This window comes from Enterovibrio sp. QJM3NY_24 (genome assembly GCF_057786035.1).
Genome location: NZ_CM173519.1, coordinates 2126611 through 2149969, shown reverse-complemented (window position 1 = coordinate 2149969; position 23359 = coordinate 2126611). Strand labels below are relative to the sequence as shown.

At 47.3% G+C, this 23359-nt stretch carries 21 protein-coding genes and 2 pseudogenes; 9 read left to right on the top strand and 14 right to left on the bottom strand.

All coding sequences use genetic code 11. The features are described 5' to 3' along the window. Window positions 1-19 precede the first annotated feature (19 nt). On the bottom strand, window positions 20-769 hold the full coding sequence (moeB, locus tag AC3CIC_RS09420) for a molybdopterin-synthase adenylyltransferase MoeB (RefSeq protein ID WP_488514433.1): 750 nt from the start codon (window positions 767-769) through the stop codon (window positions 20-22). Window positions 770-846: 77 nt separating this feature from the next. Continuing rightward, a pseudogene (gene moeA / locus AC3CIC_RS09415) lies at window positions 847-2081 on the bottom strand (molybdopterin molybdotransferase MoeA). A 223-nt stretch (window positions 2082-2304) separates the two neighbouring features. Here moeA and folE point away from each other — a divergent pair. Beyond that, entirely contained in the window at window positions 2305-2961 is a 657-nt protein-coding gene (gene folE / locus AC3CIC_RS09410) for a GTP cyclohydrolase I FolE (RefSeq protein WP_488514432.1), read from the top strand. A 118-nt stretch (window positions 2962-3079) separates the two neighbouring features. On the opposite strand, the gene AC3CIC_RS09405 is transcribed toward folE, so the two are convergent. Both AC3CIC_RS09405 and asnS read right to left on the bottom strand, forming a co-directional pair. After that, the gene (locus AC3CIC_RS09405; protein ID WP_016959617.1) at window positions 3080-4273 is read right to left on the bottom strand and encodes an amino acid aminotransferase; all 1194 of its coding nucleotides are present in this window, start codon (window positions 4271-4273) and stop codon (window positions 3080-3082) included. A gap of 368 nt (window positions 4274-4641) precedes the next feature. Further along, window positions 4642-6042 (bottom strand): asparagine--tRNA ligase, encoded by a 1401-nt coding sequence (gene asnS / locus AC3CIC_RS09400; protein WP_026023951.1) that lies wholly within the window; start codon window positions 6040-6042, stop codon window positions 4642-4644. Between the two features lie 417 nt (window positions 6043-6459). Here asnS and queD point away from each other — a divergent pair, with 417 nt between their 5' ends. Continuing rightward, the gene (queD, locus tag AC3CIC_RS09395) at window positions 6460-6822 is read left to right on the top strand and encodes a 6-carboxytetrahydropterin synthase QueD (RefSeq protein WP_017004063.1); all 363 of its coding nucleotides are present in this window, start codon (window positions 6460-6462) and stop codon (window positions 6820-6822) included. An 85-nt stretch (window positions 6823-6907) separates the two neighbouring features. Here the strand turns inward: queD and queE are convergent, their stop codons facing one another. Next, on the bottom strand, window positions 6908-7570 hold the full coding sequence (gene queE / locus AC3CIC_RS09390; RefSeq protein ID WP_488514431.1) for a 7-carboxy-7-deazaguanine synthase QueE: 663 nt from the start codon (window positions 7568-7570) through the stop codon (window positions 6908-6910). A gap of 258 nt (window positions 7571-7828) precedes the next feature. Here queE and mlc point away from each other — a divergent pair, with 258 nt between their 5' ends. After that, entirely contained in the window at window positions 7829-9043 is a 1215-nt protein-coding gene (mlc, locus tag AC3CIC_RS09385; RefSeq protein WP_488514430.1) for a sugar metabolism global transcriptional regulator Mlc, read from the top strand. Window positions 9044-9163: 120 nt separating this feature from the next. Here the strand turns inward: mlc and AC3CIC_RS09380 are convergent, their stop codons facing one another. From AC3CIC_RS09380 to bioA, 8 genes are all read right to left on the bottom strand, one after another. Further along, entirely contained in the window at window positions 9164-10003 is an 840-nt protein-coding gene (locus AC3CIC_RS09380; protein ID WP_017004062.1) for an energy-coupling factor transporter transmembrane component T family protein, read from the bottom strand. Then, window positions 10000-11694: an ABC transporter ATP-binding protein gene (locus AC3CIC_RS09375; RefSeq protein WP_488514429.1), complete on the bottom strand. Its 1695-nt coding sequence runs from the start codon at window positions 11692-11694 to the stop codon at window positions 10000-10002. Before AC3CIC_RS09375 ends, AC3CIC_RS09380 begins: the two co-directional genes overlap by 4 nt. 8 nt (window positions 11695-11702) lie before the next feature. Next, window positions 11703-12251, bottom strand: a complete 549-nt coding sequence (locus tag AC3CIC_RS09370) for an ECF-type riboflavin transporter substrate-binding protein (RefSeq protein ID WP_016959608.1) — start codon at window positions 12249-12251, stop codon at window positions 11703-11705. Window positions 12252-12544: 293 nt separating this feature from the next. Continuing rightward, entirely contained in the window at window positions 12545-13783 is a 1239-nt protein-coding gene (gene sstT / locus AC3CIC_RS09365) for a serine/threonine transporter SstT (RefSeq protein WP_016959607.1), read from the bottom strand. Window positions 13784-14117: 334 nt separating this feature from the next. Beyond that, on the bottom strand, window positions 14118-14792 hold the full coding sequence (locus AC3CIC_RS09360) for a ChrR family anti-sigma-E factor (RefSeq protein ID WP_488514428.1): 675 nt from the start codon (window positions 14790-14792) through the stop codon (window positions 14118-14120). Next, window positions 14785-15417, bottom strand: a complete 633-nt coding sequence (locus AC3CIC_RS09355; protein ID WP_016959605.1) for a sigma-70 family RNA polymerase sigma factor — start codon at window positions 15415-15417, stop codon at window positions 14785-14787. Before AC3CIC_RS09355 ends, AC3CIC_RS09360 begins: the two co-directional genes overlap by 8 nt. A gap of 67 nt (window positions 15418-15484) precedes the next feature. After that, window positions 15485-16048 (bottom strand): LON peptidase substrate-binding domain-containing protein, encoded by a 564-nt coding sequence (locus tag AC3CIC_RS09350; protein WP_488514427.1) that lies wholly within the window; start codon window positions 16046-16048, stop codon window positions 15485-15487. Window positions 16049-16121: 73 nt separating this feature from the next. Continuing rightward, window positions 16122-17390, bottom strand: a complete 1269-nt coding sequence (bioA, locus tag AC3CIC_RS09345; RefSeq protein ID WP_488514426.1) for an adenosylmethionine--8-amino-7-oxononanoate transaminase — start codon at window positions 17388-17390, stop codon at window positions 16122-16124. Window positions 17391-17517: 127 nt separating this feature from the next. Between bioA and bioB the strand changes: the two genes are divergently transcribed. From bioB to bioD, 4 genes and pseudogenes are all read left to right on the top strand, one after another. Beyond that, window positions 17518-18570, top strand: coding sequence for a biotin synthase BioB (gene bioB, locus AC3CIC_RS09340; protein WP_488514425.1), 1053 nt, complete (start codon window positions 17518-17520; stop codon window positions 18568-18570). 15 nt (window positions 18571-18585) lie between these two features. After that, the gene (gene bioF, locus AC3CIC_RS09335) at window positions 18586-19788 is read left to right on the top strand and encodes an 8-amino-7-oxononanoate synthase (RefSeq protein WP_488514424.1); all 1203 of its coding nucleotides are present in this window, start codon (window positions 18586-18588) and stop codon (window positions 19786-19788) included. Next, on the top strand, window positions 19785-20600 hold the full coding sequence (bioC, locus tag AC3CIC_RS09330; RefSeq protein WP_488514423.1) for a malonyl-ACP O-methyltransferase BioC: 816 nt from the start codon (window positions 19785-19787) through the stop codon (window positions 20598-20600). Before bioF ends, bioC begins: the two co-directional genes overlap by 4 nt. Then, window positions 20593-21274: pseudogene (gene bioD / locus AC3CIC_RS09325) on the top strand (dethiobiotin synthase). The gene bioC and the pseudogene bioD overlap by 8 nt, the downstream one beginning before the upstream one ends. Before the next feature lie 104 nt (window positions 21275-21378). On the opposite strand, the gene AC3CIC_RS09320 reads toward bioD, so the two are convergent. Continuing rightward, the gene (locus AC3CIC_RS09320; protein ID WP_016959598.1) at window positions 21379-21552 is read right to left on the bottom strand and encodes a hypothetical protein; all 174 of its coding nucleotides are present in this window, start codon (window positions 21550-21552) and stop codon (window positions 21379-21381) included. A 282-nt stretch (window positions 21553-21834) separates the two neighbouring features. On the opposite strand from AC3CIC_RS09320, the gene htpX reads away from it, so the two are divergent. Further along, window positions 21835-22716, top strand: coding sequence for a protease HtpX (gene htpX, locus AC3CIC_RS09315; RefSeq protein ID WP_488514422.1), 882 nt, complete (start codon window positions 21835-21837; stop codon window positions 22714-22716). Window positions 22717-22766: 50 nt separating this feature from the next. Next, a complete protein-coding gene (locus AC3CIC_RS09310) occupies window positions 22767-23195 on the top strand; it encodes a VOC family protein (protein ID WP_488514421.1) in 429 nt (142 codons plus the stop codon). The last annotated feature ends 164 nt before the right edge of the window (window positions 23196-23359 follow it).

Below are 23359 nucleotides of genomic sequence, written 5' to 3'. Positions count from 1 at the left end.
CCCAGATAAGACGGTATTGTTAATTATTGCAGACACTGCAGCTTGGATTCTTGGGCAGCATAAAAGTGCGCCACTCACTGCTTAACGCATCATAAAGCATAATTTTACTGGTTGGCGCAGGCGCAAAATTGGATAAAACCTTTATTGCTTCAAGAGCTTGTGTGGCACCAATGATCCCGACAACAGGAGAGAGGATGCCCGCTTCGACACAACTGAGTGCTTGTTCGCCAAACAGTGCACTCAGGCACTGGTAGCAAGGCTCGTTTTCACTGTAAGTGAATACGGCCACTTGTCCTTCCAACCGAATCGCTGCGCCGCTGACTAAGGGCTTTTTAGTGAGAAAGCAAAGTTGATTGAGTTGATTGCGTGTCGCGACATTGTCAGAACAGTCAATCACAATGCTGTGCTGTTCTATGAGCGTCTGTAAGGCGTTATCGTCGAGGCGCTTTGCTACTGTTTTCACCACGACGTGAGGGTTAAGTAGACGCAGTGCTTTTGCTGCTGACTCGACTTTTAATTTGCCAACCGTGCTGTCGTTGTGCAGCACCTGACGCTGTAAGTTGGACAGCTCCACTCGGTCGTCGTCAATCAATGTGAGCGTGCCAACGCCAGCCGCCGCAAGGTACTGAGTGGCAGCACAGCCCAAGCCGCCAGCACCCAAAACGAGAACGCGGCTTTGCTTCAACGCTTCCTGACCATCAAAATCAAACTGTCGAAGTATGATCTGGCGGTTGTATCTGAGCTCTTCTTCCGGAGAGAGAATGTCCACGGTATTCCTATGCTTTTATAAGATTACGTTGCAAAAATGGCTTGTTAGAAAACGTCTTTGATAAACGTAATCAGACATTAGTTTAAAACAGTGCCAAACGGTTCAATCGTGACGTTTTCACCTACATCAATATGCCCGCGATCTTGCTCTAAGACTGCAAAGCAGTTCGCTATCGATAGGGAGCTAAACGCGCCAGAACCTTGGTTGCCTGTGGTCGCAACAACCAATTCGCCTTGCTCGTTAATGCGATATACAGCGCGTTGGTAATCAGCACGCCCCGGAGATTTCCTGAATCGTGTTTCAGCTTTAGCGCTTAAAGTGATGGTCGGTTGCCATTGTGTATGGCCTGCAAGTTTGGCAAGCAGCGGCTGGACTAACACATGTAAGGTCACGAGTACTGAAACTGGGTTACCGGGTAATCCGCAAAATAGTGCGCCTTTGACTTTGCCAAACGCAAAGGGCTTACCTGGCTTGATGGCAATCTTCCAAAATCCAACTTCGCCTTCTTGATCCAAAATGTCTTTGGTGTAATCCGCTTCACCTACGCTAACGCCACCCGAGGTAACGATAACATCAGCTTCGCTGGCGGCTTTCAAAAAGGCGTTACGTAGTTGCTCTGGACAATCGGGCACGACACCAAGATCGATCGCCTCACAATGCATTTTTTCAAGCATGGCGCGAATGGTGTAGCGGTTGCTGTCGTAGATTTCACCTTTTCCTAGTGGCTCCCCCACTTGACGAAGCTCGTCTCCGGTAGAAAAGAACGCCACTTTGGGCCTGCGCATGACGGTGACAGTGCCTATGCCCAGTGTTGCCAACATCGGAACTTCACGGGGCGTTAGCAGTGTGCCTTTGGGAATAACGACATCACCGGCTTCTACATCGTTGCCGATAGGGCGAATGTTTTGCTGCAACTCGGCGGTGTGGGTAAAGGTAATGTCGTCGCCGTTTACCGTGGTTTGCTCTTGCATGATGACGGCATCTGCGCCTACTGGGACTTCAGCGCCTGTCATAATACGAATACACGAGCCAGCGGCCATTCGCCTTCAAACGGGATACCTGCGAAGGACTTACCCGCGAGGCGAAGTGTCATATTGTTGTTGAGATCTGCACAGCGAAGCGCATAACCATCCATTGCAGAGTTAGCAAAAGGGGGCACATTGATTGGAGAGCGAATATCTTCAGACGTGATGCGATTTTGTGCGTCAACCAGTGACACGATTTCGGTTTGTGTCAGTGGCGACGTGTTGTCTAATAGAATGTCGATAGCCGATGAAACTGGCATCAAACCAGGAGTGTCGCAGCAACCCATATATAACTCTCAGTCGTTTTGAGCGAAACATGCTCAGCGCATAGATGAAAGCGAGCATTATCGCAAACTTTGAGAGTTGAAACTAATGCCCACACGCATTTCGAGGTGTAATTATTTTACTATAAACGCTATGCTTCAAAAATCTGACACTATTTGATCCTTGTCTTTAAAAGACGAGTAATAAATTAGATAACAACAATTGCAACGACCCAAGGATTTTTCTATGACAGCATTAAGCGATTCAGCCAAGCGCGTTCGCGAAGCGCTTATAGCACGTGGTATTGAGACACCAATGCAGTCGGGCACTTCGATGACCGCAGAAGAGAAAAAAGAGCGTATTGAATATCATATGCGGGAAATCTTGACTGTTATCGACCTAGATCTCGAAGATGACAGTTTGACTGAAACGCCAGCGCGCATTGCAAAAATGTACGTGGATGAGGTGTTTTCGGGATTAGATTACGCGAACTTTCCAAAAATCACCGTTATCGAAAACAAGATGGGCTGTGACGAGATGGTTAGGGTCAAAGACATTACATTGACGAGTACTTGTGAGCACCACTTGGTCACAATTGACGGTAAATGCACAGTGGCCTATTTGCCAAAGAGCAAAATTATCGGCTTGTCGAAGATTAACCGCATTGTTCGATTTTTTGCCCAGCGTCCACAAGTTCAAGAGCGTTTAACTCGCCAAATCCTCGTGGCGCTTCAAACGTTGTTGGAAACGGACAACGTGGTCGTACACATGAATGCGACACATTACTGTGTGAAAGCACGCGGTGTGATGGATGCAACCAGTGTAACGACGACGACAGCATTAGGTGGTAATTTTAAGCAGAACCCGGCAACTCGTGCTGAGTTCTTGCACGGCATTCAGTAAGCCAGCTTGATTGACAGAGGGCTGCTCATTCAGCGCTCGATGTTAAAGCGAAGAACATGAAAAAAGCGCCGAAAGGCGCTTTTTTATTGGCTGTTTTATTCGTGCTAGGTGCGGTTGATTATTTCAACACAGCAGCGATAGCTTTACACAGTGGACGCATGTTCGTGTGCATCATAGCAGCAACGGCGATGCGACCAGAGCCAACGATGTATACGCCAAATTCGTCTTTCAAACGAGCAACTTGATCTTTGTTCAAGCCAGAGAAAGAGAACATGCCGTTTTGACGTTGAATGAAGCTGAAATCGCCCTGCACGCCTTCTTCTGCGAGTGTCGCAACAAAGAGCTCTCGCATTTCTTTAATACGAGCGCGCATGGCTGCCACTTCTTCTTCCCATTCTGCACGCAATGTAGCGTCATTCAGAATAATGGTAACAACAGCAGCGCCGTGAGCAGGTGGGTTAGAGTAAATCACGCGAGCGATGCTCTTAACTTGGCTGAATGCGGTGGCGGTTTCAGTGGCGTTTTTGCCGACGATGGTAAATGCACCAACACGCTCGTTGTAGAGGCCGAAGTTCTTAGAAAATGAGCTCGCAACCAAAAGCTCTTCGCATGAATCTGCAAAAATGCGCAGACCAGCAGCATCTTCTTCAACGCCAGTTGCAAAACCTTGGTAAGCAAAGTCAAACATTGGAAGCAGTTTTTTCTCGTTACACAGTGCTGCAAGTTGCTGCCACTGTGTAGCGTCTGGGTCGATACCCGTTGGGTTATGGCAGCAACCGTGCAGAAGTACGACATCACCTGCATTTGCGGTTTCAAGATCGGCCAGCATTGCTGGGAAATCCATGTCTTTGGTTTCTGCGTTGTAGTAACCGTACGATGCGACTTCAAGGCCTGCGGCAGCGAACACACCGTTATGGTTCGCCCATGTAGGGTTACTTACCCAGACTTTCACATCGCCAAGTTGACGTTTAATAAATTCAGCAGCAACGCGAAGGGCGCCAGTACCGCCTGGAGCTTGAGCTGTCTGTGCACGTTTATCTGCAATGATGGTTGCATCGTTACCAAATAAAAGCTTTTGCACAGCCAAACCATATTCTGGTGTACCCGGAATGCTTAGGTATGATTTGGTGGTTTCTTTCTCTAAAAGAATAGCTTCGGCTTTTTTAACAGTGGCCAATACTGGCGTGTTACCGGCTTCGTCTTTGTAGATACCTACACCTAAGTTGATTTTCTCAGCACGAGCATCGGCTTTGAATTCTTCAGTAAGGCCCAAAATAGGGTCAGCGGGCGCTGCAGCAATTTTTTCAAACATCTTCTTCATCCATGGCGTTGTTAAAGGAAACTGTCTTTGTTTATACCATTTTGATTAGTGGTAATAAAACGGAAATTTGGTGATTTCCCTGACTTCCTTGTCTCTTCGCATCTTTGTTGTCGTTAACCCCCGATTTCAGCGCCATGAATTTAATATTTAATACGGGCTTAATCAGAGGGAATGTTGGTGACAGGTACTGCAAATGAAAGAGGGTTAGGACAGGGCAACGCGCAATTAACGTTGCTATTGATGGAGGGGGCATTTCCACACGGACATAAAGGCACGATTATACTGATGAAAATAAACAAGAAAAAAGGCCGCCTTAGGCGACCTTTGTCATTTTAGTCAAACCGCGCGCTATGGTGCGATTAGAAGTTTGCACTGCGTGGTGCGCGTGGGAATGGGATAACATCACGGATGTTGCCCATGCCCGTCACGTAAGACACTAAACGTTCGAAACCGAGGCCGAAACCAGCATGTGGAACGGTGCCGTAACGACGAAGGTCGCGGTACCAGTTCATGTGTTCTGGGTCGATGTTCATTGAACGCATGCGTTCGTCAAGTACGTCTAAACGTTCTTCACGCTGCGCACCACCGATGATTTCACCGATACCTGGTGCTAGAACGTCCATGGCCGCAACGGTCTTGCCATCATCATTCATACGCATGTAGAACGCTTTGATATCTTTCGGGTAGTTCTTAACAACGACAGGTGCTTCGAAGTGTTTCTCAGCAAGATATCGCTCGTGCTCAGACGCCAAGTCGATGCCCCATTCAACAGGGTTCTCAAACGTTTGGCCTGATTTAAGCAAGATCTCAATCGCGTCGGTGTAGTCGATCTGAGCAAAATCAGAATCAACAAACTTCTCTAGACGAGTGATGGCTTCTTTGTCGATACGTTGAGCAAAGAACTCAAGGTCATCACGACGCTCTTCAAGCACGGCTTTGAACACATACTTAAGCATGTCTTCCGCGAGCTTGGCAACATCATCCAGATCTGCAAACGCAACTTCTGGCTCAACCATCCAGAACTCCGCAAGGTGGCGGCTGGTGTTTGAGTTTTCAGCGCGGAACGTTGGGCCAAAGGTGTAAACCTTGCTCAATGCACACGCGTACGCTTCAGCATTCAGCTGACCTGATACGGTCAGGAAAGTCTCTTTACCGAAGAAATCTTCGTTGAAATCAACTTTACCTTCGTCTGTGCGTGGCAGGTTTTCCATGTCCAATGTAGAAACACGGAACATTTCACCTGCACCTTCTGCATCAGAAGCTGTGATCAGCGGAGCAGAAACCCAGAAGTAACCTTGCTCGTGGTAGAAGCGGTGAATCGCTTGAGACAAGCAGTTACGCACGCGTGCAACTGAACCAATCACGTTGGTGCGTGGACGCAGGTGAGCAACTTCTCGCAAGTATTCGATAGAGTGGCGTGTTTTAGCCATTGGGTAGGTGTCTGCGTCTTCAACCCAACCCACCACTTTCACGTCAGTCGCTTGAAGCTCGAATGCTTGACCTTGTCCTGGGCTTTCAACAACTTTACCAGTAACTTCGACAGAGCAGCCTGTGGTAAGACGCAGTACATCTTCTTTGTAATTATTCAGCTCATTAGAAACAACTGCCTGAATTGGATCAAAACAAGAGCCGTCATAAATGGCGAGGAAAGAGATACCGGCTTTTGAATCACGACGGGTGCGGATCCAACCACGGACAGTGACTTCTGTGTCTACTGCCGTTTTGCCGCGCAGGACGTCTGCTACAGGCATATAGTTCATAATTTGCATCTAACTCCGTTGAAGATTGCCTGAGGAATCGAGTCATCAGGCTAGGATAATTCAAACTTAAGCCGGCAAGTTTACCTCTAACCCTAAACTACCTCAAGACACTTGGTTTACATGGACTGTTCACGCATGCAATTCTTGGGAAATCAACGGGAAAACACGACCGAATTCAAGTTGGCGTGGCAAAGAAACATACGATACTGATAATTTTCTGTGGCTGGAGGTGTTGATCGCTATCTGACGGTGATATTTTCAACTGTCGTTTTACTGATGACTTTTTGCTTCTCGCTAAACCTTCAGTTGATCACAAACCTTGCGAAACGAATTGAGGGCGATTCAATTTGAGCTTGGCGCGAATATTCAGTAGCATCGCCGCGCTAGAAACTACAAATGAACACGGGAACGCATAAAATGCACACTGAACTGTTTAAAGAATTCATGTTTGAAGCGGCGCATCTGCTGCCACACGTACCAGAAGGTCATAAGTGTGGTCGCCTACATGGTCACTCTTTCCTCGTGCGTCTCTATGTGGCCGGTGAAGTGGATCCGTATACGGGATGGGTGATTGATTTTTCTGAAATCAAAGAAGCGTTTAAACCTATCTACGATCGCTTGGACCATTACTATCTGAATGATATTGAAGGGTTAGAAAACCCAACGAGCGAAGTGTTGGCGAAATGGATTTGGGATCAACTTAAGCCGTCACTGCCTTGTTTGAGTAAAGTGATGATTAAAGAAACCTGTACGGCTGGCTGCATCTATACGGGTGAGTAATATTTCATTGCACGAAAAAAAGGGCCTACGGCCCTTTTTTTGTGTCTAGGTTTACTGGATTGGGTGCAAACTAAGCGATAAATGCTTAAGCGATATCTAAATACTTATGTGTTTGAATGGACAAGCGCCAGTTGCGACGGATACAGGTTTTAATGCACAACTCGGTAGCCCGCGGTTTTTGGCTTATGGGTTGTAATGCGACTTCTTTATTTGATAAATCAATACCTTCGAGCAGTGCATCGAGTTTTTCAATATCTGACTCTGTTCCAACGGGATGTTTGATCTCATTGGCGCGTTTCAGCGCTTCATTTAACACGGGCAGTTTGCCGCGCATATTAATTTTCGGAGATACCGTTACCCACGTATTGACTGTCGCTTTCACTTTATACGTACCACTGGTCTCGATTTGACAGCGATAACCCGCTGATTCAAGAAGCGTTGTTAGGGGAAGTAAATCAAATATGCAAGGCTCCCCACCGGTGATCACAACATGCTTTGCCGTGTAACTTTGCGTAAGGTGCGCAAGAATATGTTCGGCTGAAACTGAGGTCCATGTTGGGCTGTCGCCTGTTTTGGCGATCACTGTGCCGAAATCACGTTCATCGTTCGGGAGTGTGTCCCACGTCTGGCGCGTATCGCACCATGGACAACCGACAGGGCAGCCTTGAAGGCGAACAAAGACCGAAGGTACACCTGTGAACGTGCCCTCTCCTTGAATGGTTTCAAATATTTCGTTGACGTTGTACATACGGCTTTTACAGTCAGAATTTTGTGAGGGGCGAGATTATGGCAGTTTCGCTCGCCACTGTCTTGGGGAGATACAAATTGACACATCAGTTACAGAATGAAATACCATTAACTTATTGATTTTCGGCATTTGATATAAATGTCATTGCGATAAATCAAATAGGTCGTGACGTGTATCACGACATCCAACCATGGCGCTTCACAATTACTTCGCAAAGTAAAAAAATTCACTGTTAATGAATTTTAAAGGGAAATTGGGATGATTCTCGCCCAGCCAGGACACATAGATCACATTAAGCGTAACAACGCTGGAGCGGTATATAAGCTGATCGACCAACTTGGGCCTATCTCCCGAATTGAGCTTTCTAAACGCAGTCAGTTAGCCCCTGCAAGTATCACTAAAATTACTCGTGAGCTAATCGATGCTCACTTGGTCAAAGAAGCCCAATATGGCGAACCTGCAAGTCGTGGTCGTCCCGCGATCGGATTGGTGTTGGACAATGAAGGGTGGCAGTTTCTTTCCATACGTCTTGGGCGTGGCTATTTAACGCTAGCGTTGCATTCATTGGGTGGCGACATTCTGGTTGAAGAGCGCCATGACATCCATGTACGGGATCAGGATTTGTTGATTGAACTCATTCAACAGCATATTAACCAGTTCTTTTCTACGCATTCGAACATCGTTGATCGCGTCACATCGATTGCGGTTTCTCTTCCTGGTCTAGTAAACAGTACTCAAGGCATTGTTATTCAAATGCCGCATTACGATGTTCATAATATGCCTTTGGGCGCGGTCATTCATCGGGCGACAGGTTTACCTGTTTTTATTGGCAATGACACGCGATCGTGGGCGTTGGCTGAAAAGCTGTTTGGTAACGCGCGTGATGTAGAAAATGCCGTACTCATTTCGATTCATCATGGCGTCGGTGCGGGCATCATGATCGATGGAAAAGTGCTGGAAGGGCAGGTAGGTAACATCGGCGAACTGGGCCATATTCAGATTAAACCGTTTGGAAAGCGTTGCTTTTGTGGCAATAACGGGTGTTTGGAAACCGTCGCCAGTTTACAAGCCGTGCTGGAAGACACACAGGTAATGCTAGATCAGGGGCATCCAAGTGTTTTGCATGATAAACCACTGACCATTGATAGTATCTGCGACGCCGCGGTTGCAGGTGATGGTGTGGCGGTAAATGTGATTACTGAACTGGGTCATAACCTAGGGCAAGCCATCGCGATTGTGGTGAATCTGTTTAATCCGCAGCGAGTGTTGATTGGCGGCGAATTTAATCGCGCCAAATCAGTTCTTTATCCTGCGATTATGGAAAGAGTGCTTAACCAATCACTTCCACATTACTGTGAAAACCTCATGTTAGAAGAGAGTTATTTTTATACGCAAGCAACGATGCCAGGGGCTGCTTTGGTTAAGCGAGCCATGTATGACGGCTACTTGCTGATGAAGGTGTTGGAAGGCTAAAGCTGAGAAGTGCTGAAATAGCCAAAAAATACAGAAACAGAAACAGAAAAGGAGCGTGTGAACGCTCCTTTTTAGTATCAACCACTTTTGTATCAAACGCCGCGCGTTTTACATCGTGCGTTAGAACGGATACCAGATGGTGGCTGTTTCAACAGATCGTTTGTAAATCGCCAATCCCACCACAACAGTGATCGCAGCCAGTGCGAGCCAGTCTTTGTTCGCCAATGGACGATAATTGTACCAAGTGCGCGACTTATTGCGTCCAAAGCCACGCAATGTCATCGCGTTGGAAATTTCATCTGCACGGTCAAGGCTAGAGAAAATAAGCGGGATCAAAATTTTCGCCACACCTTTAAAACGCGCCATGAGTGGGGCGTTCTTTGAGAAATCCACACCACGTGCTTGTTGTGCATGCATGATGTTCACGAAATCATTCTTCACTTCAGGCAGATAGCGCAGTGTTAGGCTAACGGCATAGGCAATTTTGTACGGCACACCAATGCGGTTGAGGCTAGATGCAAACTCTGTTGGGTGCGTGGTAAACACAAACACCAGTGCGATGGGGAACATGCTGAAATACTTCAGTGTCACTGTTATCAAGTAAAAAAGGGTTTCTTGTGTTAACGAATAGTTACCCGGTAACTTCAATAGTTCAGTCGTTGTGCCTATCCACTCAGCCCCCTGCTGTGGGGCGACCAGAAACATGAATACCGCATTCATGCTTAGAACACTCAACGTGCCCAATAAAAGCGGTTTGTAGACACGAAAAGCCACGCCTGTCATCTTCAGCAATGCCAACCCGATGGCCACCATGCCAACAATGATACGCAGGTCAAAAGTGGTGAGAACAACGGTCACCCACGCCATGAACAAAGCAAACTTGGTGATGCCATTCAGCGCGTGAAGGGGGGATTTCGTATCGATGTAGTTGATACCAAACTTCATCTTCGAGGCTTTCATTTGGCGTTGCTCTCTGTTTGAATAAATTGCTGCATAAATCCGTCAATGTCGCGAATACCGACGCGGTCTGCAAGTTGGTACAGGCTGGTGGTGGCGAGGTTGGCCTCGTCCAGTAACTGTGGTTGGCTGAATACCGATGTCATTGGCGCGTCAGCAATCAACTTGCTGTCAGCAATTACGATAGAACGAGAGGTGTATTCAAGCACCAAATGCATATCGTGAGAGATGATCATTACGGTGATGCCGCGTTCTTTGTTCAAGCGCTGTATGAAAGACAGCATGGTGCTGTAGTTACGGTAATCTTGACCTGCTGTCGGCTCATCTAAGATCAGCAGTTCCGGCTCCATTACCAAAATCGAAGCGATGGTCACGCGTTTTTTCTGACCGTAGCTCAATGCATCAACGGGCCAGTGACGGTATTTGCTCAAGCCACAAAGTTCGAGAACATCTAGTGCACGTTTCTCGATTTCGGCTTCACTAAGGCCGAGGTTTCTGAGGCCAAAGGTCACTTCTTCCATGATCATATGGTGAGAAATCATATGATTTGGGTTTTGCATGACCACGCCGACTTTCTTGCTGCGCTCAAAAATCGACAGATGACTGAAATCTTCACCGTCAAAACGAATCATGCCAGCATCTGGTTCGAGTACGCCCATCACTAGCTTGGTAATTGTCGACTTGCCCGATCCGTTTTTACCGAGAACAGAGACGATCTCGCCGCGATTAACGGAAAACGTGACGTCTTCAAGCGCGTTCTTCTCGCCATCGTACGAGTAGGTCAATCCTTCGATACTCAACAGCGGTGTGGTTTCGGAGGCTGGTGTAGATGGCACATAATCGCCAGCCCATCGCTGCAATTGAGAAGCGAATTTTTCAACAGGCAGCGTCGAGAGATAAGCAGGGCTGTCTGCTTCGCTCAACGTACACCCTGCGTGTTTAAGCGCAGAGAAATACAGAGGTTGGCGAATGCCATGTTGTTCAAGTAATCCTGACATCATCAGCGCATTAGGCGTGGTATCGGCAACGATAGTCCCGTTATCCATCAAGATCACGCGGTCAACCGCATGGGTCAGCACATCTTCGAGTCGGTGCTCGATGATGATGATTGTTTTACCGGTATCACGGTGCAATTGATCGATGATTTCAATGGTACGTTTGCCCGTTTTTGGGTCCAGCGCCGCCAGCGGTTCATCAAACAGAAGCACATCGACGTCATCAACCAATATACCAGCCAAAGACACACGCTGTTTTTGACCCCCAGAGAGATCGTGAGGTGCGTGATTCAGTAGGGCATCCAAATCCACCATTTTGGCGGTTGCCTTAACCACTGGGTACATGTCGGCTACGGATACGCATTGGTTTTCTAACGCGAAAGCGATGTCTTCACCCACGGTTAAACCGACAAATTGGCTGTCGGTGTCTTGCAATACCGTACCAACTAACTCGGTGTATTGCGTGAGTTTCATGTCGCGAATTTCAGTGCCATTGAGGCTAAGCGAACCTGAAATTTCGCCTTCAATAGCATGAGGGATCAAACCATTAATACACTGGCCTAGCGTAGATTTTCCGCTGCCACTTGGCCCGATAATCAGTACTTTCTCGCCTTTTTCGATGCGGAGGTTGATACCTTTCAGCGTCGGGTTTACCAGCGCATCATAACGAAAGCTAACGTTTTTGAATTCAATGGTCATGGTGCGGATCAGGCCTCGGTCAGATTACGGTACTGGCTGTTGCGTTTGGCAACGGACTGCAGAATGAAATAACCAACAACAGTCACCAGCAGGGCGTTGCCTGCGGCGATAATGCATAGCTGAATGAATACCTTGGTAAAGGGTTCGGCGTATAACACGGTGTCAAGAAACGCGGAGCAGCCATACCCCACAACATTGCCGAGCAAGGCGAGCAGTGAGAATAGGACGACATCAAAAGTCGGAAACCGTCCGTACTTTAGGCGCCTTTTGGTCAGAATTGGGAAAAAGCCTATCACCATACCGACAATACCTGAGCCTAACACCCACGTTAGCCACACCCCCCAACCCGCAAATAGGTCAGTGACCCAGTGGCCAATGAAACCCACGAAAAAACCAACGACAGGGCCAAAAAGGACAGAGAAGAGCGCGAGTATAGCCATTGCTGGTTTTAGCGTTGTATTGGCAAACACGGGAATACCAAACATGGGTAAGCCGCCAATACCATAAAGTGCCGCACCAATAGCAATGATGACGACAGTTTTCGCAGAAAAATTCATAGATAACCCTTGGTGTCGGAATGTCTAAGTTCAGAGCCCGGCACACATTTGAATGCTTTTGTTGAGGTGACTCGCAAAAATGAGGCGGGATTATATAGGATAACGTTCACTAAAAGAAAGCTATCAGTCTAGACGTCTACAACGCTGTGTAAACCAGAATAGACAGATTGGTTAATGCTTGGGCGACCAAAAATGGGATTGCGGGAATTTATCATGGTGTTTAATGAGGGGATGGAGAAAAGGTAAACGAAAAAGGCGCCGAAGCGCCTTTGTTTTTGAGCATGTGAAAATGCTTATTTGGCGATTTTCATTTCCATCGCTTCGCGTTCAGCGGCGCGACATGCCGCGGCAGTAAACACCACATCCGTTGAGCTGTTCAATGCCGTTTCAGCGGAATCTTGAACCACACCGATGATGAAGCCTACGGCGACGACTTGCATCGCAATATCGTTTGGAATGCCAAACAGGTTACACGCCAGTGGTATCAGCAATAGCGATCCACCTGCAACACCTGACGCTCCACATGCTGATACAGCAGCAACAATGCTCAACAGAATCGCCGTCGCCAAATCAATTTGAATGCCCAACGTGTGAACGGCCGCCAGCGTCAATACGGTAATCGTGATGGCTGCGCCACCCATGTTGATCGTCGCACCCAACGGAATGGAAACAGAATACGTGTCCTCATCCAGTTTTAGCTTGTTGCACAGTTGCATGTTCACGGGAATATTTGCCGCTGAACTGCGCGTGAAGAATGCTGTCACACCGCTTTCACGTAGGCACTGGAACACCAATGGATAAGGGTTAGTGCGCGTTTTCACGTAAACAATGATCGGGTTAACCACCAAGGCAATGAATGCCATGCTACCCAAAAGTACACCTAACAAGTGGGCGTAGCCCATCAATGCATTGAAACCTGTTTCTGCAAAGGTATTGGCAACCAGACCAAAGATACCAATTGGGGCCAGTTTGATGATAAAGCGCACGATGAACGACACGCTTTCGGCTATATCTCCAAACACAGTTTTGGTCGTATCGGATGCATGATGCAGGGCGATACCCAGACCAATGGCCCACGCGAGAATGCCAATGAAGTTACCTGTCATCAATGCATTGATAGGATTATCGACCACATTGAAAAGCAGTGTGGTAATCACTTGAGCAATGCCTTCTGGCGGTGCAATGGCAGCGTCCGACGCTGTTAATGTCAGCATCGTTGGGAATAAGAAACTCATGGTCACCGCGGTAATGGACGCGGCAAAGGTGCCCACGAGGTACAGAGTAACGATAGGACGCAAGTGCGTATGTTGGCCTTTACGTTGGTTCGCAATTGACGCGGCAACCAAGACAAAAACCAAAATAGGAGCGACAGCTTTAAGTGCGCTGACGAAAAGACTACCAAGAAAACCGACGGCCTTGGCACTGTCTGGCGAAAAGCTGGCCAGAGCAACACCCGCGATAATACCGATCAAGATCTGAACGACCAGACTTGAGTTGGTTACGCGAGTAAGTGGGGATTGTGCTTGCTTCATTTTATCTCACTTCACTGTGTGTATAACCCAAACTGCCCCAGAGCCAAAAATTAGCGATGGCGTATTGAGCAAAAGCTGTTAACGCTTAGTTAGCGACTGGATTAAATCAGGTGAATGAGTGGTCTGTAAAGTGATAATTAACACATAATATACTTATAGATCTAAGATGCCTGATTTTGTAGCGACCAATTTATAATCAGCAATGTAAAATGTTGGATAAAGAAGTGTGTTGCCGATGTGAAACGCAAAAGAAAAGCGCCTCGATTGAGGCGCTTAATATTGGCTTGATGTATGGGTGCTCCGTCTGCACGAGAGCTTCAACCTTTGCAAGACATCAGTAAATCACGTGTCCTACCGCGTTTAGCAACTGACTCACACCTTTGGTAAAGTGAAGCGGTGCGTCAGCGATTGTGTAACATAAGCAACCATCATGAGTTTGCGGGGTATGGTGATTGCTGCTGTCTAGAATAATAAAGTCTCCGGGCACATAGCTATCATGCTCATCTTCGAAATGCCCACTCAACAACAGAGTCACTTCTGTGCCTTTGTGCGTGTGACTTGGAACACCACCATTCATCCCGATATGAAGCAAGCTTGCACGCGTGTCGCCTTCATTTAAAGGTAAACGAGCACGGCTCAACGAACCCACACTGCTCCAACCGAGGTGATGGTAGCGACGAAGTGCCGTTGGTAGCGTATATCTCTCACCGGCGACATCAATCTTAGACTCGGGTGAAGGCGAGATAGGCGTGCTTGGCAGCTGCTCGTCACTCAATATTGCTGAAAGCATGCCTGCAAATTCATCACTGTCACTCACATTCGAAGAAGCTTCTATATTGTCAGCGAGATTAAACGTTTCATCTGCAATCTGATTTTCGAATAGAGCGACTTTCTTAGCGCAAACATCACACATTTCGCTGTGAGCGGAAACAGCAATAGACATGGACGCAGGAAGAGTTCCAGCGGCGTGGGCATAGAGAAGACCGTCTGCCGGATGATACTTAATCATCGTTTACCTCCAAATGGGTACGCAGCTTTTGTAAACCTAAACGTAAGCGAGACTTAATGGTGCCAAGTGGCACATTGAGCTGATCGGCTAATTCTTGGTGTGTCAGTTGCTTAATATACACTCCTTGCACAACCTGCTTTTGAAGATCAGGCAAGAGATCGATGTACGAAAACAGCTGTGCTTGAAGTTGGTCGTGAAGCGCATCTTCTTCTTGATCGCCAGATTCGCCTTCAATAAGAGGCCAAATATCGCCACTTAAACAATCTTCGCGATTGCTTTTCACTTTGCGCAACATGTCGAAACTGACATTACGCATAATCGTGAAAATCCACGTTGACGCTGCGCCTTTTTCACCGTTGTATAGGTGGGCTTTGCGCCAAACCAATAACATGGTTTCCTGTACTAACTCTAACGCCTGGCCATCGGCTCTCAAGTGTCGCAAACCGTAGGATTTCACCTTGGGCGCAAAATGTTTAAACAAGGCTGCATATGCAGACTGATCCCTGTCATGAGCGACGCGACGAAGTAACTCCGCCAAATTTTCCGGTGAGAGTGCTGACATGCTTGTTGGACTACTCGGACGGTTTAAAGATTTCGTAGTATATGTGTCTTCGACCAATTCCATGACGATTCAATCCCAAAATTGCCAAATAAAGTCATTATTTAAGAAACGAACCGCAATTCAATTTGGATCACTCTTCTACAGAATTTTCTTCATTAAGGAGAACATCAATAAATTGTTTGGCTTCTTCAAGGTCATTTTGGGCAATAAACCATTGCTTCTGGTTGTTCGCAAGAGGCAAAACTTCAAGCCAGCGTTGACAGACCCAATTGAGGTCGTCGAAATGGCGATCCTCGCTATATTGGTTGGCATGTTCAGGATGGGCGTCAAAAAGTTCCGCTAGTGCTTCACCTAGGAAACCGGGTTGGTGTTGGCTGCTTCGCCAATCTGGGAGTGATTCAGCCTCACCAACCCAAAGGCCATCTTTTTCCTGAACAATGTCGGACAGTTTTACGCGAGCCATCCCTTTAATTGTCACGCCCAGTAAGCCATCGGGTAGGGTTTCAAAATCAATGATACTGACGTGCGTGCCAAAGGTACAAACGGCATCGCCTTCTTTCATCGCCAAAATGAAGCCACGATTGTCTGCCATGGACTCTTTGACCAATCTGACATAGCGAGGCTCAAATATGCGTAACTGGGTTACGCCTCCAGGCAGGAGAAAGAGTGGCAGTGGGAATAGACCTAATTGCATTTGTACCTCCATAAATCGTACTTAAACTTACGGGGCGATTAGCGTTGCCGATCACACTGCCTAACTCAGTCGACTACATTTGTGCCATTAGGGCGTTTTTAATCGCATCAACAAGTTGTTTCAATTGAACGATGCTCATGTCATATGGCGGCATGATGTAAACCAATCGTCCGAAGGGACGAATCCAAACCCCAGCTTCAACAAAGTGTTTTTGAATGGTTTCGACGATTACATTTTGGTGCGTTTCAACGACACCGATAGCGCCTAACCAACGTACATCTTTGACACAATCTAAATCATTGAGTTCAGGTAGCATGTCTGACAGATGCTTCTCGATCCCTAACACTTTATCCTGCCATGGCGTGTCGATTAGCAGTTGCAGGCTGGCGTTAGCAACTGCGCTGGCAAGTGGGTTGCCCATAAATGTTGGACCATGCATAAAACAGCCTGCTTCGCCGCTGCACACGGTATCGGCAACATGCTTAGTGGCAATGGTAGCCGCCATGGTCATGTAACCGCCGGTTAGTGCTTTTCCTAAACACATGATGTCAGGCGAAATACCAGCGTGCTCGCAGGCAAACAATTTTCCAGTGCGCCCAAACCCCGTCGCAATTTCATCACAGATCAACAAAACGCTATGTTCATCGCACAGTTCACGTACGCGTTTGAGGTAAATGGGGTGGTAAATTCGCATTCCGCCTGCGCCTTGCACGATAGGCTCTAAGATAACCGCGGCGATTTTGTCGAGATTGGTCTCCAGCTTGTGTTTGAAATCGCTGATGTCTGCTTCGTTCCACTCATCGTAAAATCCGCACTCAGGGGAGTCGGCGAAAATGTGCTCGGGAAGAAAGCCTTTATAGAGCTTATGCATGGAATTATCGGGGTCGGTCACCGACATGGCCGCAAAGCTGTCCCCGTGATATCCATGGCGCAAAGTAAGGAAGGTAGATTTTGGTTGGCCTTTAGCGTGCCAATATTGCAACGCCATCTTGAGTGCGACTTCTACCGAAATAGAGCCTGAATCACAAAGGAAGACTTTTTCAAGCGGTGCAGGGGTCATTGCCACCAACTTCTTGCACAAATTGATGGCGGGATCATGTGTGATCCCGCCAAACATCACGTGCGACATTTTGCCAAGCTGATCCGTCACCGCTTGATTGAGCGCTGGATGGTTGTAGCCGTGAATCGCTGCCCACCATGAAGACATGCCATCTAATAGAGCAGTACCGTCTTCCAAATATAAATGCATGCCCTCTGCACGAGATACGGGGTAACAGGTCAAGGGATTCAGGGTTGACGTGTACGGGTGCCAAATATGGTCACGGTCAAAAGCTATATCCATGTTTCAACGATATCCATCTGTATAAAAAACGCCCATATGTAAACCATGAGCTTCAACTACTGTTGACATTGTAAAGGTCGACTTTAGACTGAACAAGTTTTCGATTAATCATTTTGAGGTATTACAGGTGGAAGTACGCCATAACTGGACTGTCAAGGAAGTGCAGGCCCTTTTTGAAAAACCTTTTATGGATCTGATGTTTGAAGCACAGCAGGTTCATCGACAGTACCAAGCGGCAAACCATGTACAAGTGAGTACATTGCTCTCAATCAAAACGGGTGCGTGTCCAGAAGATTGTAAATATTGCCCGCAAAGTGCGCATTATCGTACGGACGTCGAAAAAGAACGCTTATTGGAAGTTGAACGTGTTCTTGAAGCCGCCGAGAAAGCGAAGCATTCAGGCGCAACACGTTTTTGCATGGGCGCGGCGTGGAAAAATCCTAAAGCGCGAGATATGCCTTACTTGAAAGAAATGATCCAAGGCGTGAAGGGCTTGGGACTTGAAACCTGTATGACGCTGGGCATGTTGACGCCAGATCAAGCGGGTGAGCTGGCGGGTGCTGGTTTGGATTATTACAACCACAACCTTGATACCTCTCCTGAGTATTACGGTAATGTCATTACGACTCGTACTTACCAAGATCGCTTAGATACACTTTCTCATGTGCGTGGCGCCGGTATGAAAGTCTGTTCTGGTGGCATCATTGGTTTAGGTGAAAATGCACGTGACCGTGCGGGGCTGCTGGTGGAGTTAGCCAACTTACCGCATCACCCAGAAAGTGTGCCGATTAACATGTTGGTTAAAGTGAAAGGCACGCCACTCGAAGAAGTTGAAGATGTGGATCCGTTCGATTTTGTCCGTATTATCGCAGTCGCTCGGATCATCATGCCGCAGTCGGCAGTTCGTCTCTCTGCGGGTCGTGAGAACATGAACGAGCAGATGCAAACGCTGTGCTTTATGGCAGGTGCAAATTCTATCTTTTATGGCTGCAAGTTGCTCACAACCCCAAATCCTGACGAAGATGCTGATATGCAGCTTTTCAAGAAGCTGGGTGTAAACCGAGAGCAAGCTGTTCAAAAACCCGATGAAATTCAAGAAGAAACCTTGTTGTCACAAGTGGCAGAGCGCGTTGCTTCGCGTCCGGGTAAGGACGATCTGTTCTACGAAGCTAACGTTTAAAGGCGCGTCTAAACCATGCCCGTAGAATCAGAACCTGAAAAAAGTCAGCGTCCATCTAGTCAGCTTCAACGTCGTATTGAGAAAAAACTCGATGCGCGTCGAGAGCAACATCTTTTACGAAAGGTGAGTGCTTTCCATCATCAAGGTGCAAAGCTCGTTGATGGCGATAACCTGTCGTATCTCAACTTTTCCGGCAACGACTATTTGGGGCTGGCGCAAGACCCTAGCGTAATTGCGGCGTGGCAAGAAGGGTTGACGAAATATGGCGCAGGAAGTACAGCTTCGCCTTTGGTGACGGGGTTTACCCATGCTCACCAAGACCTGGAACAAGCGCTTTGTGACTGGTTAGGATTTGATCAGGCAATTCTTTTCAACAGCGGTTTTTCAGCTAATCAAGCAGTGATTTTTTCGCTGCTTGAGAAAAGCGATGTATTGCTGCAAGACAAACTGAACCACGCATCCTTAATGGAGGCGGGTATGTTGTCAGAAGCTAAAATGCAGCGTTTTACCCACAACAGCATTGAAAAGCTGGATGCGTTATTGCGTTCGAATGCCAATGCACCAGCGCGTTTTGTGGTCACGGAAGGCGTATTCAGTATGGATGGCGATCTCTCGCCATTGGCTGACATCAAATTTCGTTGTGAAGCGCACGACGCATGGCTGATGGTTGACGATGCACATGGCATTGGTGTGCTGGGTGATGAAGGGCAGGGAAGCGCGCACATTGCTAATGTGAAGCCAGATATCCTGATTGTCACCTTTGGTAAAGCGTTTGGCATGATGGGGGCTGCGGTTATGTGTAGCGAGTCTGTGCATCAGTACCTTACGCAGTTTGCTCGTCACTATGTTTACTCCACAGCTATGCCGCCTGCACAGGCCTATGCCTTGTCTCACGCCCTTTCTATGGTGAAATCACAGTCATGGCGCAGGGAGAAGCTCGCGGTGTTGTCGGCGTGTTTTCATTCCGCGCTTTCTGATTGCTCTGAAGTTATCAATACCATCACACCGATTAAACCTGTCGTATTAGGTTCGGTTGAACGGATGCAAACCGTCGCGCAGAGTCTGAAACAAACCGGTTTTTTGACGGGAGCGATCCGTCCACCCACCGTGCCAGCCAATACTGCGCGTCTTCGCATTACGCTATCCGTTAACCAATCAGAAGCGCAGGTCAGCGATCTCGCCGCTTCACTCCGTCGTTGTATAGAGGAGGGCGCATGAGCCAAGCCGTATCGTTACATCTCGACGCCTCACTCGCTCTGTGCGAGGAAAAAAACGCCATAAAAGACGCATTCAGCCGCGCCGCTGCGACATACGACCAAAGTGCTGCGCTTCAGCGTCGTGTTGGTCATGAATTGATGTCACTGCTGCCGGATTGGCAAGAAAAAACCGTGCTCGATCTAGGCTGTGGGACCGGATATTTTAGTGAGCAAATCGCGAAGCACGGCGCGCAGGTTATCGCGCTGGATCTGTCCGAACAAATGCTAGAGCACGCGAGAGCACGTTGTGGAGACGCGTTGCAGTATGTGTCTGGAGATGCAGAGTCGCTGCCATTTGCCGATAACAGTGTTGATGTTGTATTTACATCCTTGGCGCTGCAATGGTGCAACGATCTGTCGGTGCCTTTGCAAGAAATGAAGCGAGTTGTGAGGCCTGGGGGGACGATTTTGTTCTCCACGTTACTCGATGGTTCGCTGTATGAATTAAAACAGGCATGGAGCCAAGTTGATTCACGTCAACACGTGAACACATTTCTGACGCTAAAGCAGGTAAACCTTGCGCTTGCGCAAGCTGGAAGTGCGAATCACCATTTAGAATGCCAGACGTTAATAGAAAGATACCCCTCAGCACTCGCACTGATGAAAGACCTAAAAGGTATTGGCGCGACACATCTATCTGAGGGAAGAGAAGCGGGACTCGTTGGCAAGCGAACATTTATTCAATTGGAAAACACCTATCGGGAATTTCAGTTAGAAGATGGTTTCGTCCCCGCAACATATCAAGTTTGCTTCGGAGCGATAAATAATGACTAAAAGCTATTTCGTGACAGGCACAGACACAGAAGTAGGCAAAACGGTAGCCTCGATGGCGATCATGCAAGCCGTGTCTAAAGCGGGTTACAGTGTCGTTGGCTATAAACCTGTTGCCGCAGGCAGCGAAGAGACAGAGCAAGATCCCAATGAATTCGGACGCTATACGTCTTCGTGAATGCTCGACTGTTGACGTTCGCTATCAAGATGTAAACCCATGTCTACTAGAAGCCGCGTGCTCTCCTCATATTGCCGCAGAGATTGAAAATAGCAGTGTTGATTTTGCGTTACTGAGTGACGGTTTAAGGAATATTCAAACCAAAGCAGATGTTACGTTAGTCGAAGGCGCGGGCGGTTGGCGCGTACCTGTAAGTTATGACAGCACATTGGCAGATTGGGTTGGAGAGGAAAAGCTCCCTGTTATCTTGGTCGTTGGAATTAAATTAGGGTGTTTAAATCACGCTTACTTAACCGCTGAAGCGATTCGTCGTGATGGGCTGGAAGTTGTGGGGTGGGTGGCTAACCGCATTAATCCTGGCACAGAGCATTACAGTGATATCGTCAAAACGCTAGAACATCACCTGAAAGTGCCAAAGCTGGGAGAGATCCCTTACATGCCATCCATCAAATCCAGAGATTTGAGCGGTTACATCGACATTGCACCCTTGGGGCTGTAAACGTCAAAATCGGCGAGTGCCAGAATAATGAAAAAAGCCAGCGTAATGCTGGCTTTTAATATTCGTTTTGCCACAAATGGCTAGCTTGCTACTGCAACAATAGCTTATTTGTTGTCTTCAAGCAGGCCCATCAGCGATTGCTGAACATCAGATACCTGTTTCAGTTTTTGGTTCTCGTCGTCAGCAAGCCCCAATTCTGTACACGCCTCATCAAAGCTCATGCCTAAGTGACAGCAAAGGATATCGATTGCAACACGATAATTTTCTTTGTCAGCCATGGTTTCCTCTCCTTAGAACCGCATTCCACTGTGGAGCACTTAAACGTGTTCAATAACACGCTCACCTTTTACGACACACTATTCCTGATACGACTTCTTTTCAACTCGACCAAAGTCTAATCTAGACAAATGAAGAAGCCGTTCAGCGTGCTGTTAAAAAGTAGCATCAATTATAGTGTTGCAATAATTTACGTTACAAATTGCTACATAGGGTTGTTTTTCCGCGGTTTGACCCTACTATCTCACCCATAGCGCTTCAATTTTTCGGAGACAAAACTAGTAATGAAACGCATAGCTTTATTTTTAATGACCAACCTAGCGGTGCTGTTTGTATTCAGCATCGTGTTAAACATCGTTTATGCCGTAACAGGCATGCAACCGGGCAGTTTGTCTGGCTTGCTGTTGATGGCCGCATTGTTCGGTTTTGGTGGGTCACTGGTGTCATTGTTGATGTCAAAATCAATGGCGCTGCGTTCGGTGGGTGGCGAAGTGATTGAACACCCACGCAATGAAACTGAACATTGGTTGATGAACACAGTGAGTCGTCAGGCTCAGCAAGTCGGTATCGGCATGCCAACCGTGGCTATTTACCACTCTGACGACATTAACGCATTTGCCACTGGCGCAAAACGTGATGCGTCATTGGTTGCGGTATCAAGTGGTCTGCTACAAAACATGACTCGTGACGAAGCCGAAGCCGTATTGGCTCATGAAATCAGTCATGTTGCCAATGGTGATATGATCACGATGACGCTGATGCAAGGTGTGGTTAACACCTTTGTTATCTTCATCTCTCGCCTAATTGCTGGTGCCATCAGTGGCATGAACAACAATAGCGAAGAAGGTGAAGGTGGTGGCAGCTTCATGGTGTATTTCATCGTGTCCTCTGTGCTTGAAATTGTATTTGGCATGTTGGCGAGCATCTTGACCATGTGGTTTAGCCGTCATCGCGAATTCAAAGCCGACGCCGGTTCTGCCAAATTGGTTGGCAAAGAGAAGATGATCGCGGCACTGGAAAGGCTAAAAGTGAGCCACGAAAGCCGCTTGGAAGGGTCAATGATGGCGTTTGGCATCAATGGTAAAAAATCGTTGAGCGAATTCTTCATGACTCACCCACCACTTGATAAGCGTATCGACGCGCTACGTCGTGGTGATCATTTGTAATCACCCTTGTCTTAACCTTGCTAAAACGCCTCCATTTATTGGAGGCGTTTTTGTTTTTAGTTCGGGATCGTGTTTCTTCAGCTAGTTTGATAGGACGTTGGGAAGAAAACATAGAGGAAGATATGAATCCGGTTGGATGGTTTGAAATTGCAGTGACAGATATGGAGCGAGCGATTGGCTTCTATGAGAAGACGTTGGGTATGACATTGAAGCGGCAGGAAGTCAGTGGTGTCCATATGGCGTGGTTTCCTGTTGAAGAAGGAGGCTACGGTGCGACAGGAACGCTTATAGCCTGTGAAGAAAATACGCCTGGAGCATCATCAACCATGATTTATTTCAGCGTCGAAAACATAGATGAAGTCTTGGCACGTGTATCCGACAGTGCCATTTTAATAGCAAAAACCCCAATTGGTGATTTTGGTGTCTATGCCCATATCGAAGATAGTGAAGGGAATAGGGTTGGCCTTCACAGTCATTAAAGGGCAGGTATGAATATTGATGAATATTATTGGCGGTTGTATTTGCAACCGCTTTCTTTTGTCGATCTCTGTTGCAAAGGTGTTTATTTTTTAAACAAGCTATAGGCAACACGCGATAGCATTATTAAATATCATTAAGAGCGTTTTATTTACCATATTGATTT